The organism is Streptomyces sp. NPDC002643 (assembly GCF_053592555.1).
Genome location: NZ_JBSFVY010000029.1, coordinates 68,782 through 85,660, shown reverse-complemented (window position 1 = coordinate 85,660; position 16,879 = coordinate 68,782). Strand labels below are relative to the sequence as shown.

At 71.4% G+C, this 16,879-nt stretch carries 16 protein-coding genes; 3 read left to right on the top strand and 13 right to left on the bottom strand.

Annotated elements, in window-relative coordinates; genetic code table 11:
• Window positions 1–82: 82 nt before the first annotated feature.
• The 8 genes from ACWD4G_RS34470 to ACWD4G_RS34435 all read right to left on the bottom strand — a co-directional run bounded on the left by ACWD4G_RS34470 (window position 83) and on the right by ACWD4G_RS34435 (window position 9,358).
• Window positions 83–757, bottom strand: a complete 675-nt coding sequence (locus ACWD4G_RS34470; RefSeq protein ID WP_451300547.1) for a response regulator — start codon at window positions 755–757, stop codon at window positions 83–85.
• A complete protein-coding gene (locus tag ACWD4G_RS34465) occupies window positions 754–2,151 on the bottom strand; it encodes a sensor histidine kinase (RefSeq protein WP_451300545.1) in 1,398 nt (465 codons plus the stop codon). The genes ACWD4G_RS34470 and ACWD4G_RS34465 overlap by 4 nt, the downstream gene beginning before the upstream one ends.
• On the bottom strand, window positions 2,144–3,412 hold the full coding sequence (locus ACWD4G_RS34460; protein ID WP_451300612.1) for an acyltransferase family protein: 1,269 nt from the start codon (window positions 3,410–3,412) through the stop codon (window positions 2,144–2,146). Before ACWD4G_RS34460 ends, ACWD4G_RS34465 begins: the two co-directional genes overlap by 8 nt.
• Window positions 3,413–3,659: 247 nt before the next feature.
• Entirely contained in the window at window positions 3,660–4,568 is a 909-nt protein-coding gene (locus tag ACWD4G_RS34455) for an alpha/beta hydrolase (protein ID WP_451300543.1), read from the bottom strand.
• A gap of 662 nt (window positions 4,569–5,230) precedes the next feature.
• Window positions 5,231–6,151 carry an alpha/beta hydrolase gene (locus ACWD4G_RS34450; protein WP_451300541.1) on the bottom strand — a complete coding sequence of 307 codons (921 nt, stop codon included), beginning with the start codon at window positions 6,149–6,151 and terminating at the stop codon, window positions 5,231–5,233.
• A 512-nt stretch (window positions 6,152–6,663) separates the two neighbouring features.
• Window positions 6,664–7,953 (bottom strand): kynureninase, encoded by a 1,290-nt coding sequence (kynU, locus tag ACWD4G_RS34445; RefSeq protein ID WP_451300539.1) that lies wholly within the window; start codon window positions 7,951–7,953, stop codon window positions 6,664–6,666.
• Window positions 7,946–8,791 (bottom strand): tryptophan 2,3-dioxygenase family protein, encoded by an 846-nt coding sequence (locus ACWD4G_RS34440; protein WP_451300537.1) that lies wholly within the window; start codon window positions 8,789–8,791, stop codon window positions 7,946–7,948. Before ACWD4G_RS34440 ends, kynU begins: the two co-directional genes overlap by 8 nt.
• Before the next feature lie 153 nt (window positions 8,792–8,944).
• On the bottom strand, window positions 8,945–9,358 hold the full coding sequence (locus ACWD4G_RS34435; RefSeq protein WP_451300535.1) for a DUF3151 domain-containing protein: 414 nt from the start codon (window positions 9,356–9,358) through the stop codon (window positions 8,945–8,947).
• Between the two features lie 87 nt (window positions 9,359–9,445).
• Here ACWD4G_RS34435 and ACWD4G_RS34430 point away from each other — a divergent pair, with 87 nt between their 5' ends.
• Window positions 9,446–10,573, top strand: coding sequence for a GNAT family N-acetyltransferase (locus tag ACWD4G_RS34430; RefSeq protein WP_451300533.1), 1,128 nt, complete (start codon window positions 9,446–9,448; stop codon window positions 10,571–10,573).
• Window positions 10,574–10,678: 105 nt separating this feature from the next.
• Here ACWD4G_RS34430 and ACWD4G_RS34425 read toward each other — a convergent pair whose 3' ends face one another.
• The 4 genes from ACWD4G_RS34425 to ACWD4G_RS34410 all read right to left on the bottom strand — a co-directional run bounded on the left by ACWD4G_RS34425 (window position 10,679) and on the right by ACWD4G_RS34410 (window position 15,083).
• A complete protein-coding gene (locus ACWD4G_RS34425; protein ID WP_451300531.1) occupies window positions 10,679–12,199 on the bottom strand; it encodes an MFS transporter in 1,521 nt (506 codons plus the stop codon).
• Between the two features lie 266 nt (window positions 12,200–12,465).
• Window positions 12,466–13,488, bottom strand: coding sequence for a class II fructose-bisphosphate aldolase (gene fbaA, locus ACWD4G_RS34420; protein WP_451300529.1), 1,023 nt, complete (start codon window positions 13,486–13,488; stop codon window positions 12,466–12,468).
• 219 nt (window positions 13,489–13,707) lie between these two features.
• A complete protein-coding gene (pyrE, locus tag ACWD4G_RS34415) occupies window positions 13,708–14,262 on the bottom strand; it encodes an orotate phosphoribosyltransferase (protein ID WP_451300527.1) in 555 nt (184 codons plus the stop codon).
• Between the two features lie 32 nt (window positions 14,263–14,294).
• Window positions 14,295–15,083 carry an aldose epimerase family protein gene (locus tag ACWD4G_RS34410; protein WP_451300525.1) on the bottom strand — a complete coding sequence of 263 codons (789 nt, stop codon included), beginning with the start codon at window positions 15,081–15,083 and terminating at the stop codon, window positions 14,295–14,297.
• Between the two features lie 199 nt (window positions 15,084–15,282).
• On the opposite strand from ACWD4G_RS34410, the gene ACWD4G_RS34405 reads away from it, so the two are divergent.
• On the top strand, window positions 15,283–15,501 hold the full coding sequence (locus ACWD4G_RS34405; RefSeq protein ID WP_451300523.1) for a hypothetical protein: 219 nt from the start codon (window positions 15,283–15,285) through the stop codon (window positions 15,499–15,501).
• Window positions 15,502–15,679: 178 nt separating this feature from the next.
• A complete protein-coding gene (locus tag ACWD4G_RS34400) occupies window positions 15,680–15,832 on the top strand; it encodes a hypothetical protein (RefSeq protein WP_451300521.1) in 153 nt (50 codons plus the stop codon).
• 64 nt (window positions 15,833–15,896) lie between these two features.
• On the opposite strand, the gene ACWD4G_RS34395 is transcribed toward ACWD4G_RS34400, so the two are convergent.
• Entirely contained in the window at window positions 15,897–16,787 is an 891-nt protein-coding gene (locus ACWD4G_RS34395) for an SRPBCC family protein (RefSeq protein ID WP_451300519.1), read from the bottom strand.
• Between the last annotated feature and the right edge of the window lie 92 nt (window positions 16,788–16,879).

The following is a 16,879-nucleotide window of genomic DNA, read 5'->3' as shown; positions in this document are numbered from 1 at the left end:
CGGGGCCGGGGTCACCGTCGTCACCAGTGAGGAGGGTCCTGCGGCGTCCTTCTCAGGTACTACGGGTACAGGGCGGGGGGTCTCAGTAGCCGGCGGGGCGGACCAGGCCCGACTCGTAGGCGAAGACGGCCGCCTGGGTGCGGTCGCGCAGGCCCAGTTTGACCAGGATGCGGCCCACATGGGTCTTGACGGTCTGTTCGGCGACGACGAGGCGTTCGGCGATCTCGGCGTTGGACAGGCCCTGGGCGATCAGGGCCAGCACCTCCGTCTCCCGTTCGGTCAGCTCGCCCACGCGTGCCTTCAACGGGCCGCGCGGTGCGGTCCCCATACGGGAGAACTCGGCGATCAGTCGACGCGTGATCCCGGGGGCGAGCAGGGCGTCGCCCGACGCCACCACCCTCACCGCTTCGGCCAGTTGGTCGGCGGAGGCGTCCTTGAGGAGGAAACCGGACGCGCCGGCGCGCAGGGCCTCGTACACGTACTCGTCGAGGTCGAAGGTGGTGAGCACCAGCACTCTGATGTGCGGGTGTTCGGTGGTGATGCGGCGGGTGGCCTCGATGCCGCCCAGCTCGGGCATGCGGATGTCCATCAGGACGACGTCCGGGGCGAGTTCGGCGACCTTGTCGATGGCGTCGAGGCCGTGCACCGCCTGGCCGACGACGTCGATGTCGGGCTGGGTGTTGAGCAGCACCGAGAAACCCTGCCGGACCATCTGCTGGTCGTCGGCGATCACTACGCGGATGATGCCGCTCGTCATGGGGTCTCTTCTCCTGTCGTGTCCGGTGCGGTCCCGGAGCGAGTATCGGTCAGATCGGGCGGGGCTTCGGCGGGATCGCCGTTTCTGGGGAGGAAGGCGACCACCGCGAAGCCGCCGTGGGAGGTCTCGGTCGCCATGAGCGTGCCACCGAGCATCGCGGCGCGTTCACGCATACCGAGCAGACCGTGGCCCGCGCCGGGTGACGGCGGGGCCGGGCGACGGGGGCGGGAGTTGATGACGCGGAGCTGGAGGCCACGGGGGAAGTGGGTCAGTTCCACCCGTACGGTCGACCCCGGTGCGTGCCGCAGGGCGTTGCTGAGGGCCTCCTGGACGATCCGGTACGCCGACAGCTCCACACCGGGTGACAGCGGACGCACCTCCCCGTCGATCTCGACGGTGACGTCCAGTCCGGCGGCGCGGGTGTTCTCGACGAGCGCGTCGAGGCGGTCCAGGGTGGGCTGCGGGGCGTGCGGGGCGGCGCCCTCGGCGGCCGGTGTCATGCCGTGGGGGTCGTCGGGGGTGGTCGGGTCCTCGGCGCGCAGGACACCTAGGACCCGGCGGAGTTCGGTGAGGGCCTCCAGGGCGTTCTGCCGGATGCCGTCGAGGTTCTCCCTCAGCTCCTCGGAGGGGTGCTCCACCAGATGGGGAGCCACTTGGGCCTGGATGGAGATCACCGACATGTGGTGGGCGACGACGTCGTGCAGCTCACGGGCGATACGGCTGCGCTCCTCCAGCACGGTGCGGCGGGCGCGCTCCTCCGCGGTGAGGCCGGCCTGCTCGACGAGTTGGGTACGGGCCTCGCGCCGGCCGCGCATCGTGCTGCCGAGGAGGACGACGCCGACGAAGAGGGCCGTCGCCAGGACGCTCGTCTGCGAATGGGGCGCGTCACCGGCGGTCCACTCCAGGGCGTACGTGATGAGCACGGTCACCGTCAGTACCTCGACCGTCACCCGGGCGGGCAGGCGCAGGGAGAGCAGGAAGAGGATCAGCGCGTGGGCGATCAGACCGGGTGGACTCCACGGCCAGGGGACGTCCGCCTCGGCGAGCGTCGAGGACAGATCGGCCCGTACCCCGAGGGCCACGACGAACGTGACCACCATCGACGCCCACCACGCCGGAACCGGCCACCACAGGGCGAGCGCCACCGCCGCGCCCTGGGCGAGCGAGCACAGCAGCGTGTACTCGGCGCCCATGCCGTAGCGGTCGTCCATCTGGTCGATGTTGCCGAGGGTGAGAACGAACGCGACCAGGAAGACCAGGCCGTGGGGCAGCCAGCGGAGCCAGGTGGACGGCGGCAGGGGGTGGTGCTCGGCGCTCAACAGATCCGCGCGAAGCATGCGCAGACCCGTGGTCAGGCGTCTCTCCACTGCGGTCACTCGGACCAGCCTAGGCATGGGGGACCGTCCTCGGCTGCGGGATTTTGGGGCGCCCGATCGGTTTGCGTCCGGCCGATTCGGGTCCGACCGATGTGCGTCCTGCCGGTTCGGGTCCGGCCGATTCGGGGTCGGGAGTTGTGCGGGGGTGCGGCGCGGCTGTGTGCCGTTTCTTCTTTCGGGGGGCGCGGGTCTCGTAGGTGTGGAACGCCGCCCAGCACACGAGGAGGGCCAGGGTGAACATCGGGAGCCAGGTGAGCCGGGCCGCCACCCAGGTCAGGTCGTCGGGGGGTGTGTGCAGGCCGGGGAGGTGACCTGCCGTCAGCCCCACCGCCGTCGTCGCCATCAACGCCGTCTGGTGCCACAGGAACACCGTCATCGCCGAGAGGTTGACGACCGCGACCGCCGCCCAGGCCAGGGGGTGACGTGTGAGCGTACGGCGGAGGGGGCCGCGCAGCAGGAGGGCGATGCCGCACTGGGCCAGGCCGAAGGTCACGGCCGCGAGGGTGGGTGGGTTCAGGTTGGAGACCCCTGCACCGGGGACCCCGACCATCGACGCCGGGTAGCCCGCCCACATGATCAGGGCGGCCGTCGCCGTGGTGCCGGACACGAGCAGGAGCCAGCCGGCCCGACGGCGGTCCAGCTCGCCCCGCGTCCAGGCCGCGCCCAGCGTGTACGGGACCAGCCAGCCTGCCGCCAGGTTGATCCAGCCCAGGGAGGACGGGGCGCCCAGGCCGAAGCGGGCGAGATCCACGTGGAGCACCACCGCCAACGGCCACAACGGGTTCAGCCGCGCCACCAGCGGGGTTGCCGCCGTCAGCGCCGCGAAGACCAGCAGGAACCACAGGGGTGACAGGGCCAGTTTGAGCAGCGTGTGGATCGTCGCGAGGTTTGTACCCGTCACCAGGAGGGTGATCGCCACCGCCGTCCAGAGGGCCAGGACCGCCGCGACCGGTATGAACAGGCGGCCGAGGCGGGTTGCCAGCCATTGGGTGTACGTCGTGCCTCGGGCTCGGGCCGATGCGTAGCTCCTCGTTGCCACGTGGCCGCCGACCAGGAAGAAGACAGCCAGGGTTTGGAAAAGCCAGGAGATGGGGGCCAGCCAGGGCATGTGCTGGAGGGGGCTGGAGGTGTGGAGGGTGCCGGTGGGGGCCGGGACCAGGGCCGTCACCAGCCAGTGGCCCAGGATTATGCCGAGGATGGCCAGGGCTCGGAGGGCGTCTATGGCTCGGTCTCGGGTGGGTGGGGTGGCTGTGGCTATGCGGGTCGCTGCGCGATGCAGGGGGTTGGGGGGACGGGGGTGGGGGCGCGGGTGGTGGTTTTCGGGTGCGGGTGCGTGGTCGGGTGCCCGGCCTTCGGCCGGGATTGGTTTCCCACCCGCACCGCCAGTGCGGGTATCGGGGTCGGGTGCGGATGGCCCTTGTGGGGGCTTGGCGCCGTCGGCGACCGCCGCTTCGAGTCGACGGGAGGGGGCGGGTGACTGGGTACGGGAGAGCGCGGATGGCTCACTGCGGCAGGCGGTGGATGGCTTAGGCATGGGGGGTCTCCGTGGGGGTGCCGGTGGTTATCCGGGACAGGTTCTTCAGGGACAGGGAGCCGGGGGTGAAGTAGTCGCTGTGGCCCGCGTCGCCTGCGGCGAAAGCGTGGGCGCCGAAGGCCCTCGACGTGGGGTCCGTGCCGAAGCCGAGCGTCGTGTCGAAGAGGTCGACCTGGGTGTGGGGGACCAGGCCGATCCAGTCGTCGGAGCCTCTGGCCGCCCAGACGCGCGCCGTTGTGTGCAGGGCCTCCGCGGTGTTCGCGCCCGTGCCGGGGCTGCCGATCAGGACGATGTTGTTCACGCCGTCCAAGCCCGCTGCGGCTCGGCCGCACACCACCGAGCCGTAGGAGTGGCAGATCAGGGAGAGGTCTGCCGAGTCGCCCACCAGGCCGCGTAGTTCACGTATGAACGTGCGCAGCTGCGGGGCCGCCTCGTCGGCCCTGGTGGGGGTGAGGACCGTGGAGCTGATCGTCTCCGGTGTCTCGTAGCCGAGCCAGGCGATGACCGCCGTGTCCCGGCCCGCCTCGGTGCGGAGGGCCTCGGCGGCCTTCTGGAAGCGGTCGTAGGTGTCCAGGCTTGTGTCCGAGCCCGGGATCAGTACCGCTATGTGCTGTGCGGTCAGCAGGTCGCCGAGGACTTCGACCGTCCGGCCCGGGCCTCTGCCGTCGAAGGCCAGGAACTGGCGGGTGGAGGACGCCATCGAACGGTCCGTCTCGGCGCGGGTGCGGTCGCCATGGGCCTCGGCCATGCGGGCCGCGCCCTGGGCGTTCGCCCTGTTCGCCGCGTAGGTCGACTGCAGGGTTGCTCGGGTGGGTGGGGTGAGGGACGCGGCTGCCGGGAGTGGGGCCGGGATCTGGGGTTGGGCCGCGGCCGAGACGGGAGCGATCACCGCGACCGCCACGAGGAGCGCGAGAAGCGTGCGGCACAGGCGGGGTGGCCAGGTGCGGGCGGCAGTGCGGTGAGAGCGGGGGCCGAGAAGACGGCTCGGGCGGGGGCCGAGGAGACGGGTCGGGCAGGGACCTGGGAGACGGCTTGGGTGGGGATCGAGGAGACGGCTGGGGCCAGTGTCTTCGGTCCGCTTGTCTTGTCCGCCGAGGGGGTTGCGCCGGTCGTTTTTGCTGCCGCTCCGACCGCCGGGTGGATTGGATCGGCTGGGTCGGCTTGATGCGCTGAGTCGGCTCGATCGGCTGGGTCGGTTCGGCCCGCTGCGGCGGTCCGGTCGGCCGGCTCGTCGTCGTAGGTCGTCCGGACCCGTCACTGCCCCCATGTCGCCCCGCCCCTTCCAGTTCGGTCCGGCCGCTGGTCGGGCCGTTCTGGAAGGAAGCTATGAATTGGGGGGCATGGTCGGCGTCCCGCCTGGGAGCTCACCTGGGAGGTAGCTCTCAGGTATTACGGGTATCCCCGGCAGGGGTTCGATCAGTGAGGTTGAACCGCTGGCGAGTGTGCCCACTGCGGGTTGTGCGGGGCGGTTTCGTTGTCCGGGGTGGTTCGTTGTCCGGGGTGGTTCGTTGTCCCGGACGGTTTCGTTGGCCCGGGACGGTTTCGTACCGCCGGTCGCCCGGCTCACCACGCCAGTTGTGCGATCTCCTCCGCGACCACCGCGCACGCGTCCGCCGCCGGGTCGATCAGGGGGAAGTGGCCCACGTCCTCCAGCAGGGTCAGCCCCACGATCTCGCCGGCCTTCGCCGCCGCGTCCGCGTAGGCCTCGGCCACGGGTTGCGGTACGACGATGTCCGCGCGGCCCTGGACGAGGGTCGTGGCGATGCCGGTCGGCAGGAGGAGGGCCGGGTCGGCGTACGGGCATCTGTCGGCGAACTTGTCCTGGCCGCCGAGGAGTTGGGTTACCGCTCCGCCGCAGACGTCGAGTTTCTCCGCTACGGCGAAGTCCGCGATGGGGGCCAGGCCGACGACTCCGCGCAGCGGGGCCGGGCGGGCCGTTCGCCAGGGCGAGTCCGGCGGGAGTACATGGCGGGCTGCCGCCCACAGGGCCAGGTGGCCTCCGGCCGAGTGGCCGGTCAGGACCGTGCGGTGGGGGTCCGCCTGGGGTAGGGCCTCTCGTACGAGGTCGGGGAGGGCGTCCATCGCCGCGGCCACGTCGTCGAATGTCTCCGGCCAGCGGCCCGCGACGGGGTCGGACGGGCCGGAGGGGCCCGACTGGGACGGTGGTGAACTTCCCCTTCTGTACTCGACGTTGGCCACGGCGAAGCCTCGGTGGGCCAGGTAGTCGGCGAAGGGGGTGATGTGGTGGCGGTCGTAGGGGGAGCGCCAGGCGCCGCCGTGGAGGATCACGACCAGGGGGGCCGTGGCGGTGGGTGTGGATGTGGTCGTGGGTGCCGTGGTGTCCGGTGTGCGGGGGGTGTAGAAGTCGATCACCTGGTCCGGGTGGGAGCCGTAGGACCTTGTGGTGTCGGGGGGCACCGGGGGGTGTGAGAAGGCGGATGCTTCTTCGGCGGCATCGCGGGCTGCGGCGTCGTCGTCCGGCATGCTCCAACCTCTCAAGGGTGAAACGGATTTGGAAGGGTTTAGGAGGGGGCAGGCTGGGGAACTGTTGCCTGCCGTTGGCGGGGACGGTATCAGGCCGGTGACGTGCGGGGAGTTGAGGGCGCCGGGGGTGCCTTGTGGCTCGGGGGTACGGGGTGCCTTGTGGCTCGGGGGTACGGGGGGCGTTGGTGCGTGGGCTGGGTGGGGGTGGTCCAGCGCGTGGGCCGGTGCCGGGGCTGGGCGGGGGTGGGTTTCGCTTACCGGCGCTGACAGGGTGCCGCTCTCTTTGGGATGGGCGCCGCCCCAGCGGCACGACTGCCCGCAGCCACGACGACTGGGCGGGCAACTGCCCCGGCCGCACGACTGCCCGCAGCCAGCAAGAGGCGCGCGTGGCAGTCGTGCCCTAGATCCGGCCTCAGGCCAGCGACCCCTGACCCACCCCAGCGCCCCCCAACCCACCCCAGCGACCCCCAACCCACCCCAGCGACCCCCGACTCAACCCAGCGACCCCCGACTCAACCCAGCGACCTCAGCGTTCTCGCCAATGCCCTCGCCGCCCGTTCCACGTCCGCGAAGCTCACGTACAGGGGGGTGAAGCCGAAGCGGAGGGTGTCGGGGTGGCGGAAGTCGCCTATGACACCCTCGGTGATGAGGTGTTTCATCACCTCTGCCGCGTCAGGGCAGCGCAGGGAGATCTGGCTGCCGCGTTCCGCGTGCGCGGTCGGGGTCACGGATGTGATCCGGTCGTCCGGGACGTACGTCGAGACGCAGGTCAGAAAGAAGTCCGTCAGGGCGAGGGACTTCGCTCGGACCGACTCGATCGAGACGTCCTCCCAGACTTCGAGCGCCGCCTCCAGGGCGAGCATGGAGAGGATGTCGGGGGTGCCGACCCTGCCCCTCGCCGCACCCGTCGCCGCCTCGTACTCGGGGCTCATCCCGAAGGGCTCCGCGTGGGAGTTCCAGCCGGGGAGCGGGGAGTCGAAATGGGGCTGGTGGTCCCGGCGTACGTACAGGTACGCGGGTGAACCGGGGCCGCCGTTCAGGTACTTGTAGGTGCAGCCGACCGCCAGGTCGACCCCGTGTTCGTCCAGGCCGACCGGCAGGGCGCCCGCGCTGTGGCACAGGTCCCAGACGGCGTACGCCCCCGCCTCGTGGATCGCCGCCGTCAGGGCGGGCAGGTCGTGGAGGCGGCCGGTGCGGTAGTCGACGTGGTTCAGCAGGACCGCCGCCGTACGGTCGCTCAGCGCGGACGGGACCTCCGACGGGGACACCGGGCGGAGCGTACGACCCGTCATACGGGCTGCGGACTCGGCGATATAACCGTCCGTCGGGAACGTCGTCGCGTCGACCAGGATCTCGTCCCGGACGCGACTACCACCGGCACCCGTACTACGACCGCCACCGCCACCCTCACCCCCGCCACCAGCACCGCCACCGCCACCCGCGGAGTCCGCCATACGCACAGCCGCCACAACCGCCTTGAACACGTTGACGCTCGTGGAGTCGCCCACCACGATCTGGCCGGGCGCCGCGCCCACCAGCGGAGCGATACGGTCGCCGATCCGCTCCGGGGCCGTCCACCAGCCGCTCTCCTCCCAGGAACGGATACGGAGGGAGCCCCACTGGCGGCGTACGACGTCCTCGACGTGGGCGGGGACGTTCGCGGGGAGGGCGCCGAGGGAGTTGCCGTCCAGGTAGACCGCGTCGTCCAGCACGAACTCCGCCCGCTTGGCGGCCAGTTCATCGGCGGCGTCCAACTTCTCCGCCATCACCCGGAGTTCAGGGAGTTTGGAGAATTCAGACATGCGACCGCGCCGTCCACAGCTCGGGGAACACGTTCTTGCGGGCGCGCTTCTCCAGCCAGGCGACGCCGGCCGAGCCGCCCGTACCCGGCTTGGCGCCCATGGAGCGGCGGGTGGCGACGAGGTGGTCGTTGCGCCAGCGCCAGACGAGTTCGGCGACGTCCGTCAACGCCTCGCCGAGCCGGGCGAGTTCGGCGGTCTCGTCGCCCGCGTAGATCGCCGTCCACGCCTCCTCGACCTCGGGGGACGGCTCATAGCGCTGGGAGACGTCACGGCGTACGACGGAGTCGGGGATGGCGTGGCCGCGGCGGGCCAGCAGCCGCAGCACCTCGTCGTAGAGGCTCGGCTCGTGGAGCGCCTTCTCCAGCTCGGCGTGGACGCGCGGGGCGCCCCGATGCGGTACGAGCATGGACGCGGACTTCTCCGCGAGCAGGAACTCCATCCTGCGGTACATCGCCGACTGGAACCCGGACCCCTCCCCGAGGGCGCCACGGTAGGAGTTGAACTGGGCCGGAGTGAGCTGACCGAGGGGCTTCCAGGAGGCGTTGAGGGCCTCCAGCTCGCGCACGGAACGCTTCAGCGCGGCGATCGCCGTCGGGATGTCGTCGCCGCGCAGCGCGGCGGTCGCGGTCTCCCACTCATGGACGATGACCGTGAACCACAACTCCATGACCTGGGTCGTCACCAGGAAGACCATCTCTCCCGGGTCGTCGGAGAGGGGGTGCTGGAGGTGGGTGAGAACGTCCGCCCGGACGTAGTCCTCGTAGGGAGTCGTTCCCTTGAAGTCGAGATGCGGAGTCTCGGGCTCCGAAGCCGCGACGGGCTGAGCCTGCTGGGACATCGCTGTCTCCTGTTGTGTACTCCGGGTAGCGGTCCGCCCCTGCCGTTACCGACACGGGGGCCCCGGTCCCCACCCGCATGGTCGGGGATGGCCCCGGAAACCGCAAGGTCCGCCTGGTCACACCAGGCGGACCCGTAAGGGATGGGCACTCGATCAGCCGAGGGTCTGGGCCGCCGTCGGCGAGGAGTCCTTCAGGAACTGGGAGCAGCGCTCGTACTCCTCCTGCTCACCGACCGCCTGCGCGGCGCGCGCGAGGGCGTGCAGGGCGCGCAGGAAGCCGCGGTTGGGCTCGTGCTCCCAGGGGACGGGACCGTGGCCCTTCCAGCCGTTGCGGCGCAGCGCGTCGAGACCGCGGTGGTAGCCCGTACGGGCGTAGGCGTACGACTCCACGACCGCGCCCCGCTCGAACGCGTCGTCCGCGAGCTGGGCCCAGGCGAGGGAGGAGGTGGGGTACTTCGCCGCGACGTCGGCGGGGGCCGTGCCGCCCGCGAGCAGTTCGCGCGGCTCCGGGTCGTCGGGGAGGTGCGTCGGGGGCGGGCCCCCGAGGAGGTTCTCGTGAATCGTCATGGGTTCCAGTCTGGCCCATACGGGAGGGCGGGGGATCGGGGTGGGGGCGGGTGAACGGCGGGAGCGGGCACACGTAAAAGTGGGGGTGTGAACGGCTTCGAGGGGAAGTACACGACCATGGACGCGACGGGCGCCGACGACGCGGGCGGCGGGAACCGTGCGAGAGGTACGAGCGGCCGCGACGACGCGGACATCGGCAACGGCGACCGGCCCACATCTCCCGAACTGCCGGCACCGCCCGCCGGATACCGCTTCCGTGCCTGTGCCGGGCACGCGGACCACACCGCCATGGCCGCGGTACGGCTCGGCTGCGTGGAGTGGGACGGGATCGATGTGGGGTCGCTGGTGGAGGGGGTGCCCACGGCCGACGAGATCGCGGAGGAGTGCGGCACGCGGTCGGGCGATCGGGTCGATCGAGTCGATCGGCGTCAGGGCCCACTCCTGGTGGAGTACGGCGGTCGGGTCGTCGGATATGTGACGGTCCGGTGGTGGGAGGAGCCGGACGGTACGTGGCTGTATCTGCACCGGGGGCACCTGCTGCCCGAGCACCGGGGGCGGGGAGTCGGGTCGGCGATGCTCGCGTGGGCGGAGAGACGCGTCCATGACCTCGTACGGCTGCACGGCACCGCTTCCACCGCTGTACTCGGCGCCAACGCCATGGCCTCCGAGGCGGACGCCGCCGCGCTGCTGCTCGACTCCGGATACCGGCAGGTCTTCAGCCTGGTGGAACTGGATCTGGCCGACCTCGCCCGGTTGCCCGACAGCCGAGCCCTGCCGGACGGCATCCGCCTCGGCGGGATCGGGCCGAGCCGGTATCGGGCGGCGTGGCGGACCGTCGTGGGTTCGTACGACGATGCCGCCTTCACGCCCGTCTGGTCGTACGAGCGTTTTCTCGCCACCGCCGATCCGAGGTGCTGGCGGGGTGCCTGGCACCGGGAACGGATGGTCGGGGTCGCGCTGTGCCGGCTGCGGGGGCGGGACGGGACCGTGGGCGAGATCGAGGAGCTGAGCGTCCGGGAGGAGGCCCGACGGCCGGGGCTGGGGCGGGCGCTGCTGGTCGACAGCTTGCGCTGCCTGCGTGAGCACGGCGCGCACAGCGCCCGGCTGTACACCGGGACCGCCGATCCGTACCGCTCCTACGACCTCTACGAGAGCGTGGGCTTCCAGCGGCGGAGCGAGTACGTCCGCTACCGCAAACCGCTTCGCGAGGCGTGAACCTGTTCGCGAGGCGTGAGCCCCTTCGCCTCGCCCGAGCCCTTTCGCCACGCGTGAGCCGGGCTGGTGAGGGTGGGCTGCCCCTCTCCCCTGGTCAGCCCCCGGTCAGCCGGACGGGTCCTTGGAACCGGGGCGGTCCTCCGGGTCCGCGGGGCCGGATTCCGCGCCCTCGGTGTTGCGCGTGCCCTCCAGGGGCGGGGCCGTGACCGCGCAGTGGGTGTGGCACTCGGGGTGGGGACAGTCGGGGGTGGGCCGGCGGACCGTGGCGAAGGCCAGGGCGGCGCCCGCCACCAGCGCGGCGGCGCAGACGTACATGGCCGTCTCGAACGCCTCGTCGAAGCGCGCGGGGGTGCGGTACGCCTCCGGGCCCATCCCGGCGATGAGCGGGAGCGCGGCCACGGCGATGAGACCGGCGGCGCGGGCGGCGGCGTTGTTGATACCGCTGGCCAGGCCCGCGTGCTCGGTGGAGACGGAGGCGAGGACCGTGGCGGTGAGCGGGGCGACCAGCGTGGTCATGCCGAGGCCGAGGACAACGAGGGCGGGGAGTACGTCGCGTACGTACGACGCGTCCGCGCCCACCCTCAGCATCAGCAGGATGCCCGCCGCGCACAGCAGGGGGCCGACGGTGAGGGGGATTCGGGGGCCGACGCGTTCGCCGAGGGCGCCCGCGCGGGAGGAGAGCAGCAGCATCAGGACGGTGATGGGGAGCAGGGCCGTACCGGCGCCGAGGGCCGAGTAGCCGGAGACCACCTGGAGTTGGAGGGCGGCCAGGAAGAAGAAGCCGCTGAACGCCGCGTAGACGAACAGGGTGACGATGTTGACCGCCGTGAACTGGCGGGACGCGAAGATCGTCAGTGGCATCATCGGGTCGGGGCGGGTGCGTTCGACGTGGATGAAGGCCCAGCCCGTCGCGATGCCGAGCAGTGCCGTCACCGCGACCGGGACGGAGCCCGTGCCCGCCTCGATCAGGGCGTAGGTGACGAAGGCGAGGGAGAGTGCGCCGAGGGTGGCGCCGAGGACGTCGAAGCCCCTGCCGTGGGCCTGTACGGCCGCCGACTCCGGTACGTGGCGGGCGGCGATCGGTACGCAGATCAGGGCCAGGGGGACGTTGAGGAGGAACACCCAGCGCCAGCCGGGGCCGTCCACCAGCCAGCCGCCCAGGAACGGGCCGACCGCGGCGCCGATACCGCCGAAGCCGGACCACAGGCCGACCGCCTTCGCCCTGTCGTCCGGGTGGAAGGACGCCTGGATGAGGGCGAGCGAGCCGGGGGTGAGGAGGGCGCCGCCCACTCCTTGCAGGGCTCGGGCGGCGATCAGGACGGGGGCGTTCGGGGCGATGCCGCAGAGGAGGGAGGCTGCGGCGAACCAGATCACTCCCAGGACGAAGATCTTGCGGCGGCCGAAGCGGTCGCCCAACGCGCCGCCGAGGAGGATCAGGCCGGCCAGGGTGAGCATGTACGCGTTGACCGTCCATTGGAGGGCGGCCAGGTCGGTGTCGAGGTCGTTGCCTATGCGGGGGAGGGCGACGTTGACGACCGTCGAGTCCAGCAGGGCCATGCTGGAGCCGAGGATCGTGGTGAGGAGCAGCCACTTGCCTTGGGGGGTGGCGAGCCGTACGTCGGCCATGGGGGGATCATCCCGCGTACCGGGGGGTTGGGCCAGGGGGGACTTGCCGGTGCTTAGGGGGCGCCCGGGGGTGGTGTGGGCCGGAGTCGGGTGGTGGGCCGGTGGTGGTGTGAGCCTTGGCCGGGGTTTCGCTTACCGGCGCGAACAGGGTGCCGCTGCGCCCACCCGTGCCGCCCCAGCGGCACGATTGCCCGCAGCTATGTGCGGATGGCCCGCAGCTGAGAACAGCTGCGGGCCAAGTTACAGGGGCACCCTGCTCACTCGTACTACTTGATCTTCGTGCCCGAAGAGCGCAGGTTGGCGCAGGCCTCGACCACTCGGGCGGCCATGGATGCCTCTGCCAGCTTGCCCCAGGTGCGGGGGTCGTAGGTCTTCTTGTTGCCGACCTCGCCGTCGACCTTCAGGACGCCGTCGTAGTTCTGGAACATGTGGGCGGCGACCGGGCGGGTGAAGGCGTACTGGGTGTCGGTGTCGATGTTCATCTTGACGACGCCGTTCTCCAGGGCGGTGCGGATCTCCTCCTCCGTGGAGCCGGAGCCGCCGTGGAAGACGAAGTCGAACGGGGACTCCTTGCCGAAGCGGGCGGCGACGCCCTCGTTCAGCTCCTTCAGGAGGTCGGGGCGCAGGACGACGTTGCCCGGCTTGTACACACCGTGGACGTTGCCGAAGGACGCGGCGAGCAGGTAGCGGCCCTTCTCGCCGAGGCCGAGGGCCTCCGCCGTGCGGATCGCGTCGTCGACCGTCGTGTAGAGGGAGTCGTTGATCTCGTGCGAGACGCCGTCCTCCTCGCCGCCGGTCGGGGTGATCTCCACCTCAAGGATGATCTTCGCGGCGGCGGCGCGGCGCAGCAGCTCCTGGGCGATCGCGAGGTTGTCGGCGAGGGTCTCGGCGGAGCCGTCCCACATGTGGGACTGGAAGAGGGGGTTCTCGCCGCGCGCGACGCGCTCCTCGGAGACGGCGATCAGCGGCCGTACGTACCCGTCCAGCTTGTCCTTGGGGCAGTGGTCGGTGTGCAGGGCGACCGTGATGTCGTACTTCTTGGCGACGATGTGGGCGAACTCGGCCAGAGCGACGGCGCCCGTGACCATGTCCTTGTTGTGCTGGCCGCCCAGGAACTCGGCACCGCCGGTCGAGATCTGGATGATGCCGTCGCTCTCCGCCTCCGCGAAGCCGCGCAGCGCGGCGTGCAGGGTCTGGGTCGAGGTCACGTTGATGGCCGGGTAGGCGAACTTGCCTGCCTTCGCCCGGTCGAGCATCTCGTTGTAGACCTCGGGGGTTGCGATGGGCATGGTCCGCTCCTTGTATGTGCGGGTGGCGTAGTGCTTACGAGCCCTGACCTAGGGTTGCGACATCATCGTCGGCCCCATCTTTCCAGACCCGGCCGGATGCTCCGGCCAGTGTGTCCGGAACTGTTCGGTAACCGCTGACCTCGGGGTTCGGGCCGCTGAGCGGCCCCTTCGCCAACCCCGGCCCGGCGTCCGGCCGTTGTCGCCCCGTGCCCCCGTCGCTCAGTCGAGGCCCAGTTCGTCCTTCGAGAACGCGTAGCGGTACGGGACTCCGGCACCCTGTTCGATCTTCTCGGCGGCACCCGTCGCCCGGTCGACGATCGTCACGACGGCCACGACCTCGGCACCGGCCTCGCGCACGGCCTCGACGGCGGTGAGCGGGGAGCCACCGGTGGTGGAGGTGTCCTCGACGACCAGGACCCGGCGGCCGGCGATGTCCGGCCCTTCGACCCGGCGCTGCATTCCGTGCGCCTTGGCCGCCTTGCGTACGACGAACGCGTCCAGCCGGCGGCCACGGTCGGCGGCGGCGTGCAGCATGGCGCCGGCCACCGGGTCGGCGCCCAGCGTGAGACCGCCGACCGCGTCGAAGTCGAGATCCGCGGTCAGGTCGAGCAGTACCCGCCCGACCAGCGGGGCGGCCTCGCCGTCGAGGGTGACCCGGCGCAGGTCGACGTAGTAGTCCGCCTCCAGACCCGACGACAGGGTCACCTTGCCGTGCACCACGGCCTTGTCCTTGATCTGCTGCAGCAGCGTTCCACGTACGTCCACGTCAGTCATACGGCCAGCTTAAGGGGCCCCTTATGACCCTGTTACGGCCGCCGCCAGCTCCAGGTGGTCGTCGCTTCGAGGGGGTCGATGGGGGTGACCAGGCGGGGGTTGGTGTTGAGGCCGTTGGGCGGGCCGGTCTGCGGTTCGACGCACACCGCCTCCGCCTGCTCGTCGTACAGCACGACCCACTGCTCGCGCGACGCCACCTTCAGCTCCAGCTGCCCCGGCCAGGTCAGGGTGACGTCGACACCGTCGGGCATGCCGAAGCAGTCGTCCCAGGGGCCGGGCTTCGGCTCGATCCGGTTGCCGGTGGGCAGATGGTCCTCACCGCGCTCCTCCTGCCAGGCGGCGGTGAAGTCCAGGCGTACGTCGTCGCCGCCGAGGTTGCGGTTGAACCAGGGGTGCCAGCCGATCTGGGCCGGGAAGGAGTCGTCGTACGTCTCCACGGACATCGTGAGCGTGAGGCTGTCCGGGGTGAGCGTGACGGCCTGGGTGACCCTGCCGGTGTACGGCCAGGGGGCGACGAGGTCGTACGTCAGGACGGCCGCCGAGGCGCTGTGGCTCGCGACCTTCCAGGCCCCGTCGCGGGTGGTGCCGTGGATGGCGTGGGGCGGGGCGTTCAGGGGCATCTGCTGGACGGTGCCGCCGCTGAGGAAGCGGCCCTCCCTGATCCGGCCGCACCACGGGACCATCGGGAAACAGCCGAAACGCTCGCCCTGGCGCAGCAGTTCGGTACCGCCGAGTCGTAGACCGGCCACGCGTCCGCCGTTGCCCGGCGTCAACACGGCCTCCGCGTCGGCCGCGGCCAAGGTGATCTCTTCGCTACTCACGCGACGACTGTACTGGGGTCGCGCTCTCGGTCGGTGGGGTGCGGTGCGTCGGCCGTCGACGGGACGTCAACCGTTCGTGGTGGTGGTCGACTTGATGTTCTGGCGGAACTTTCGGCTCTGGTCGTACGTCGTTCCTGGCGAAGGCGAAGGCGAAGATGCACGTTCGTGGTGTGCGATGCGCGCGACACAGGGGGTTGCCATGGGAATGGATGACACGACCAAGCTCGAAACGACTCTCGCCGACGGACGTCGGATGACGCTGTCGCTCCCGTCGACCGACGCACCCTGGGCCGCCGACGGCATCAAGGGCCTCCGCCCCGTCCCGCCGACCCACGAAGGGCGCGGCGAGGAGCCCCCGGCGCTGCCCGAGGAGCCCGCGCTCCCCCTGCATACGGCGCTCCTGGGACTGGGCGCCTGATCCGCTCGGGCGACGCGGCGACGTACGCCGCAGCGTCGCCCGGCGGAGGGTTGTGCCGCCGGAGACCGTCCGGGGGCAGGGGGGTAGGGGCCGGGGAGTAACGGCCACGCGGTGGCGCGTGGCTGGCCCCATACGCGGGGATGCGGAACTCTGTCCGTCCGCCGCTGCGGGCAGGGCCATGGCCGTTCCCAGGGCCGTGGCCGCCACCACGGCCGCCAGGGACGACCTCGCCATCCAGCACCTGGCAGCGCCGCCGCTCGACCTCTTCATCTCCATCCACCGCAACCCGCCGGAGACCGGGTTCACGGCCCGGCCGGGCGGTGGATGGTGAAGCGGACCGGCAGGGGCTTGGTGCCGCACCGGCCGATGCTCCGCGAGGGCAAGCGGCGGAGCTCTCAGCGGCGCCTGCGCAGGGCGCGGCCCACGATGACGGCCGAGGCCACGACCAGGGCCGCGGCGGGGGCCGCCCAGCGGAGGGTCGTACGGGCCGATACGGTCTCGGGGGCCGGAACCGGGGCGTAGCGGCCGCGTGGCGGGGCGTGGTCGACCTCTTCCGCGCTGCGCCCGATCATCGTCCGACGCGCGTGCGCGGCCTCCGCCGGGGGCTCTCCCCCGACCTCGAAGTCGTCCTCGGCGAACGGGTCCGGGGAGGACGGCGAAAGCTCGGCCTCGAAGAGGGAAGCCACCGCTTCGTCGTCGCCGACGCCCGGACCACCGACACCCCGCTCGTCGTCGGCGACACCCCGCTCGTCGCCGTCGGCAGCCTCCTCGTCGCCGTCGGCAGCCTTCTCGTCGGCGGCGGCGCCAGGGCTTTCGGCCACGGGGCGGGCGGCGTCGGCGTCGGCCTTCGCCTCCTCCTCAGCGGCCACGCTCTTCGCCACGTTGTCCGCGAACTTCGCCATCAGCCGCTCCCCCGCCGCCCTGACCGCGTCCTCGGGCAGTTCGGTGAGGCGGCCCTCGGCGGTGGTGGTGCCGGTGACGGCGAGGGTGGTGCCCTCGGTGGCGGGGATGAGGCGGAGGGTGAGGGCGAGTTTCGCGGAGCCGGTGCCCCGGGACTCCGCGGCGTCGGCCTGGACGGCGTACGTGCCGTCGTCGGCGGCGGTGATGTGGAGGGTGCCCCGGTAGGTGATGGTGTGGCCGGCGATCCGCACCTTCAGACGCCCGGCCACGGGCGTGGTGCCCGCGTCCTGCTGGAGCCCGGGCACCGCTCGGGCCACCCGCTCAGGATCGGACAACGCCTCCCGGAGGCGATCGACAGAAACCGGAACGAACACCTCATGCTCCATGAGAGCCGAGCCTACCCACCGGCCACGGCCCCGCACCCGTACATGCCCGGTATTGCTCATGTTCCGTTCGGGATTCCGCCCAAGGGCCCCGC

What these genes read in the sequence shown, in the direction of transcription:
- ACWD4G_RS34470 (WP_451300547.1), bottom strand. Translation starts at nt 757, where the DNA reads ATGACGAGCGGCATCATCCGCGTAGTGATCGCCGACGACCAGCAGATG.
- ACWD4G_RS34395 (WP_451300519.1), bottom strand. Translation starts at nt 16,787, where the DNA reads ATGGAGCATGAGGTGTTCGTTCCGGTTTCTGTCGATCGCCTCCGGGAG.
- ACWD4G_RS34425 (WP_451300531.1), bottom strand. Translation starts at nt 12,199, where the DNA reads ATGGCCGACGTACGGCTCGCCACCCCCCAAGGCAAGTGGCTGCTCCTC.
- ACWD4G_RS34440 (WP_451300537.1), bottom strand. Translation starts at nt 8,791, where the DNA reads ATGTCCCAGCAGGCTCAGCCCGTCGCGGCTTCGGAGCCCGAGACTCCG.
- ACWD4G_RS34450 (WP_451300541.1), bottom strand. Translation starts at nt 6,151, where the DNA reads ATGCCGGACGACGACGCCGCAGCCCGCGATGCCGCCGAAGAAGCATCC.
- kynU (WP_451300539.1), bottom strand. Translation starts at nt 7,953, where the DNA reads ATGTCTGAATTCTCCAAACTCCCTGAACTCCGGGTGATGGCGGAGAAG.
- ACWD4G_RS34405 (WP_451300523.1), top strand. Translation starts at nt 15,283, where the DNA reads ATGGGAATGGATGACACGACCAAGCTCGAAACGACTCTCGCCGACGGA.
- pyrE (WP_451300527.1), bottom strand. Translation starts at nt 14,262, where the DNA reads ATGACTGACGTGGACGTACGTGGAACGCTGCTGCAGCAGATCAAGGAC.
- ACWD4G_RS34465 (WP_451300545.1), bottom strand. Translation starts at nt 2,151, where the DNA reads ATGCCTAGGCTGGTCCGAGTGACCGCAGTGGAGAGACGCCTGACCACG.
- ACWD4G_RS34400 (WP_451300521.1), top strand. Translation starts at nt 15,680, where the DNA reads ATGGCCGTTCCCAGGGCCGTGGCCGCCACCACGGCCGCCAGGGACGAC.
- ACWD4G_RS34435 (WP_451300535.1), bottom strand. Translation starts at nt 9,358, where the DNA reads ATGACGATTCACGAGAACCTCCTCGGGGGCCCGCCCCCGACGCACCTC.
- fbaA (WP_451300529.1), bottom strand. Translation starts at nt 13,488, where the DNA reads ATGCCCATCGCAACCCCCGAGGTCTACAACGAGATGCTCGACCGGGCG.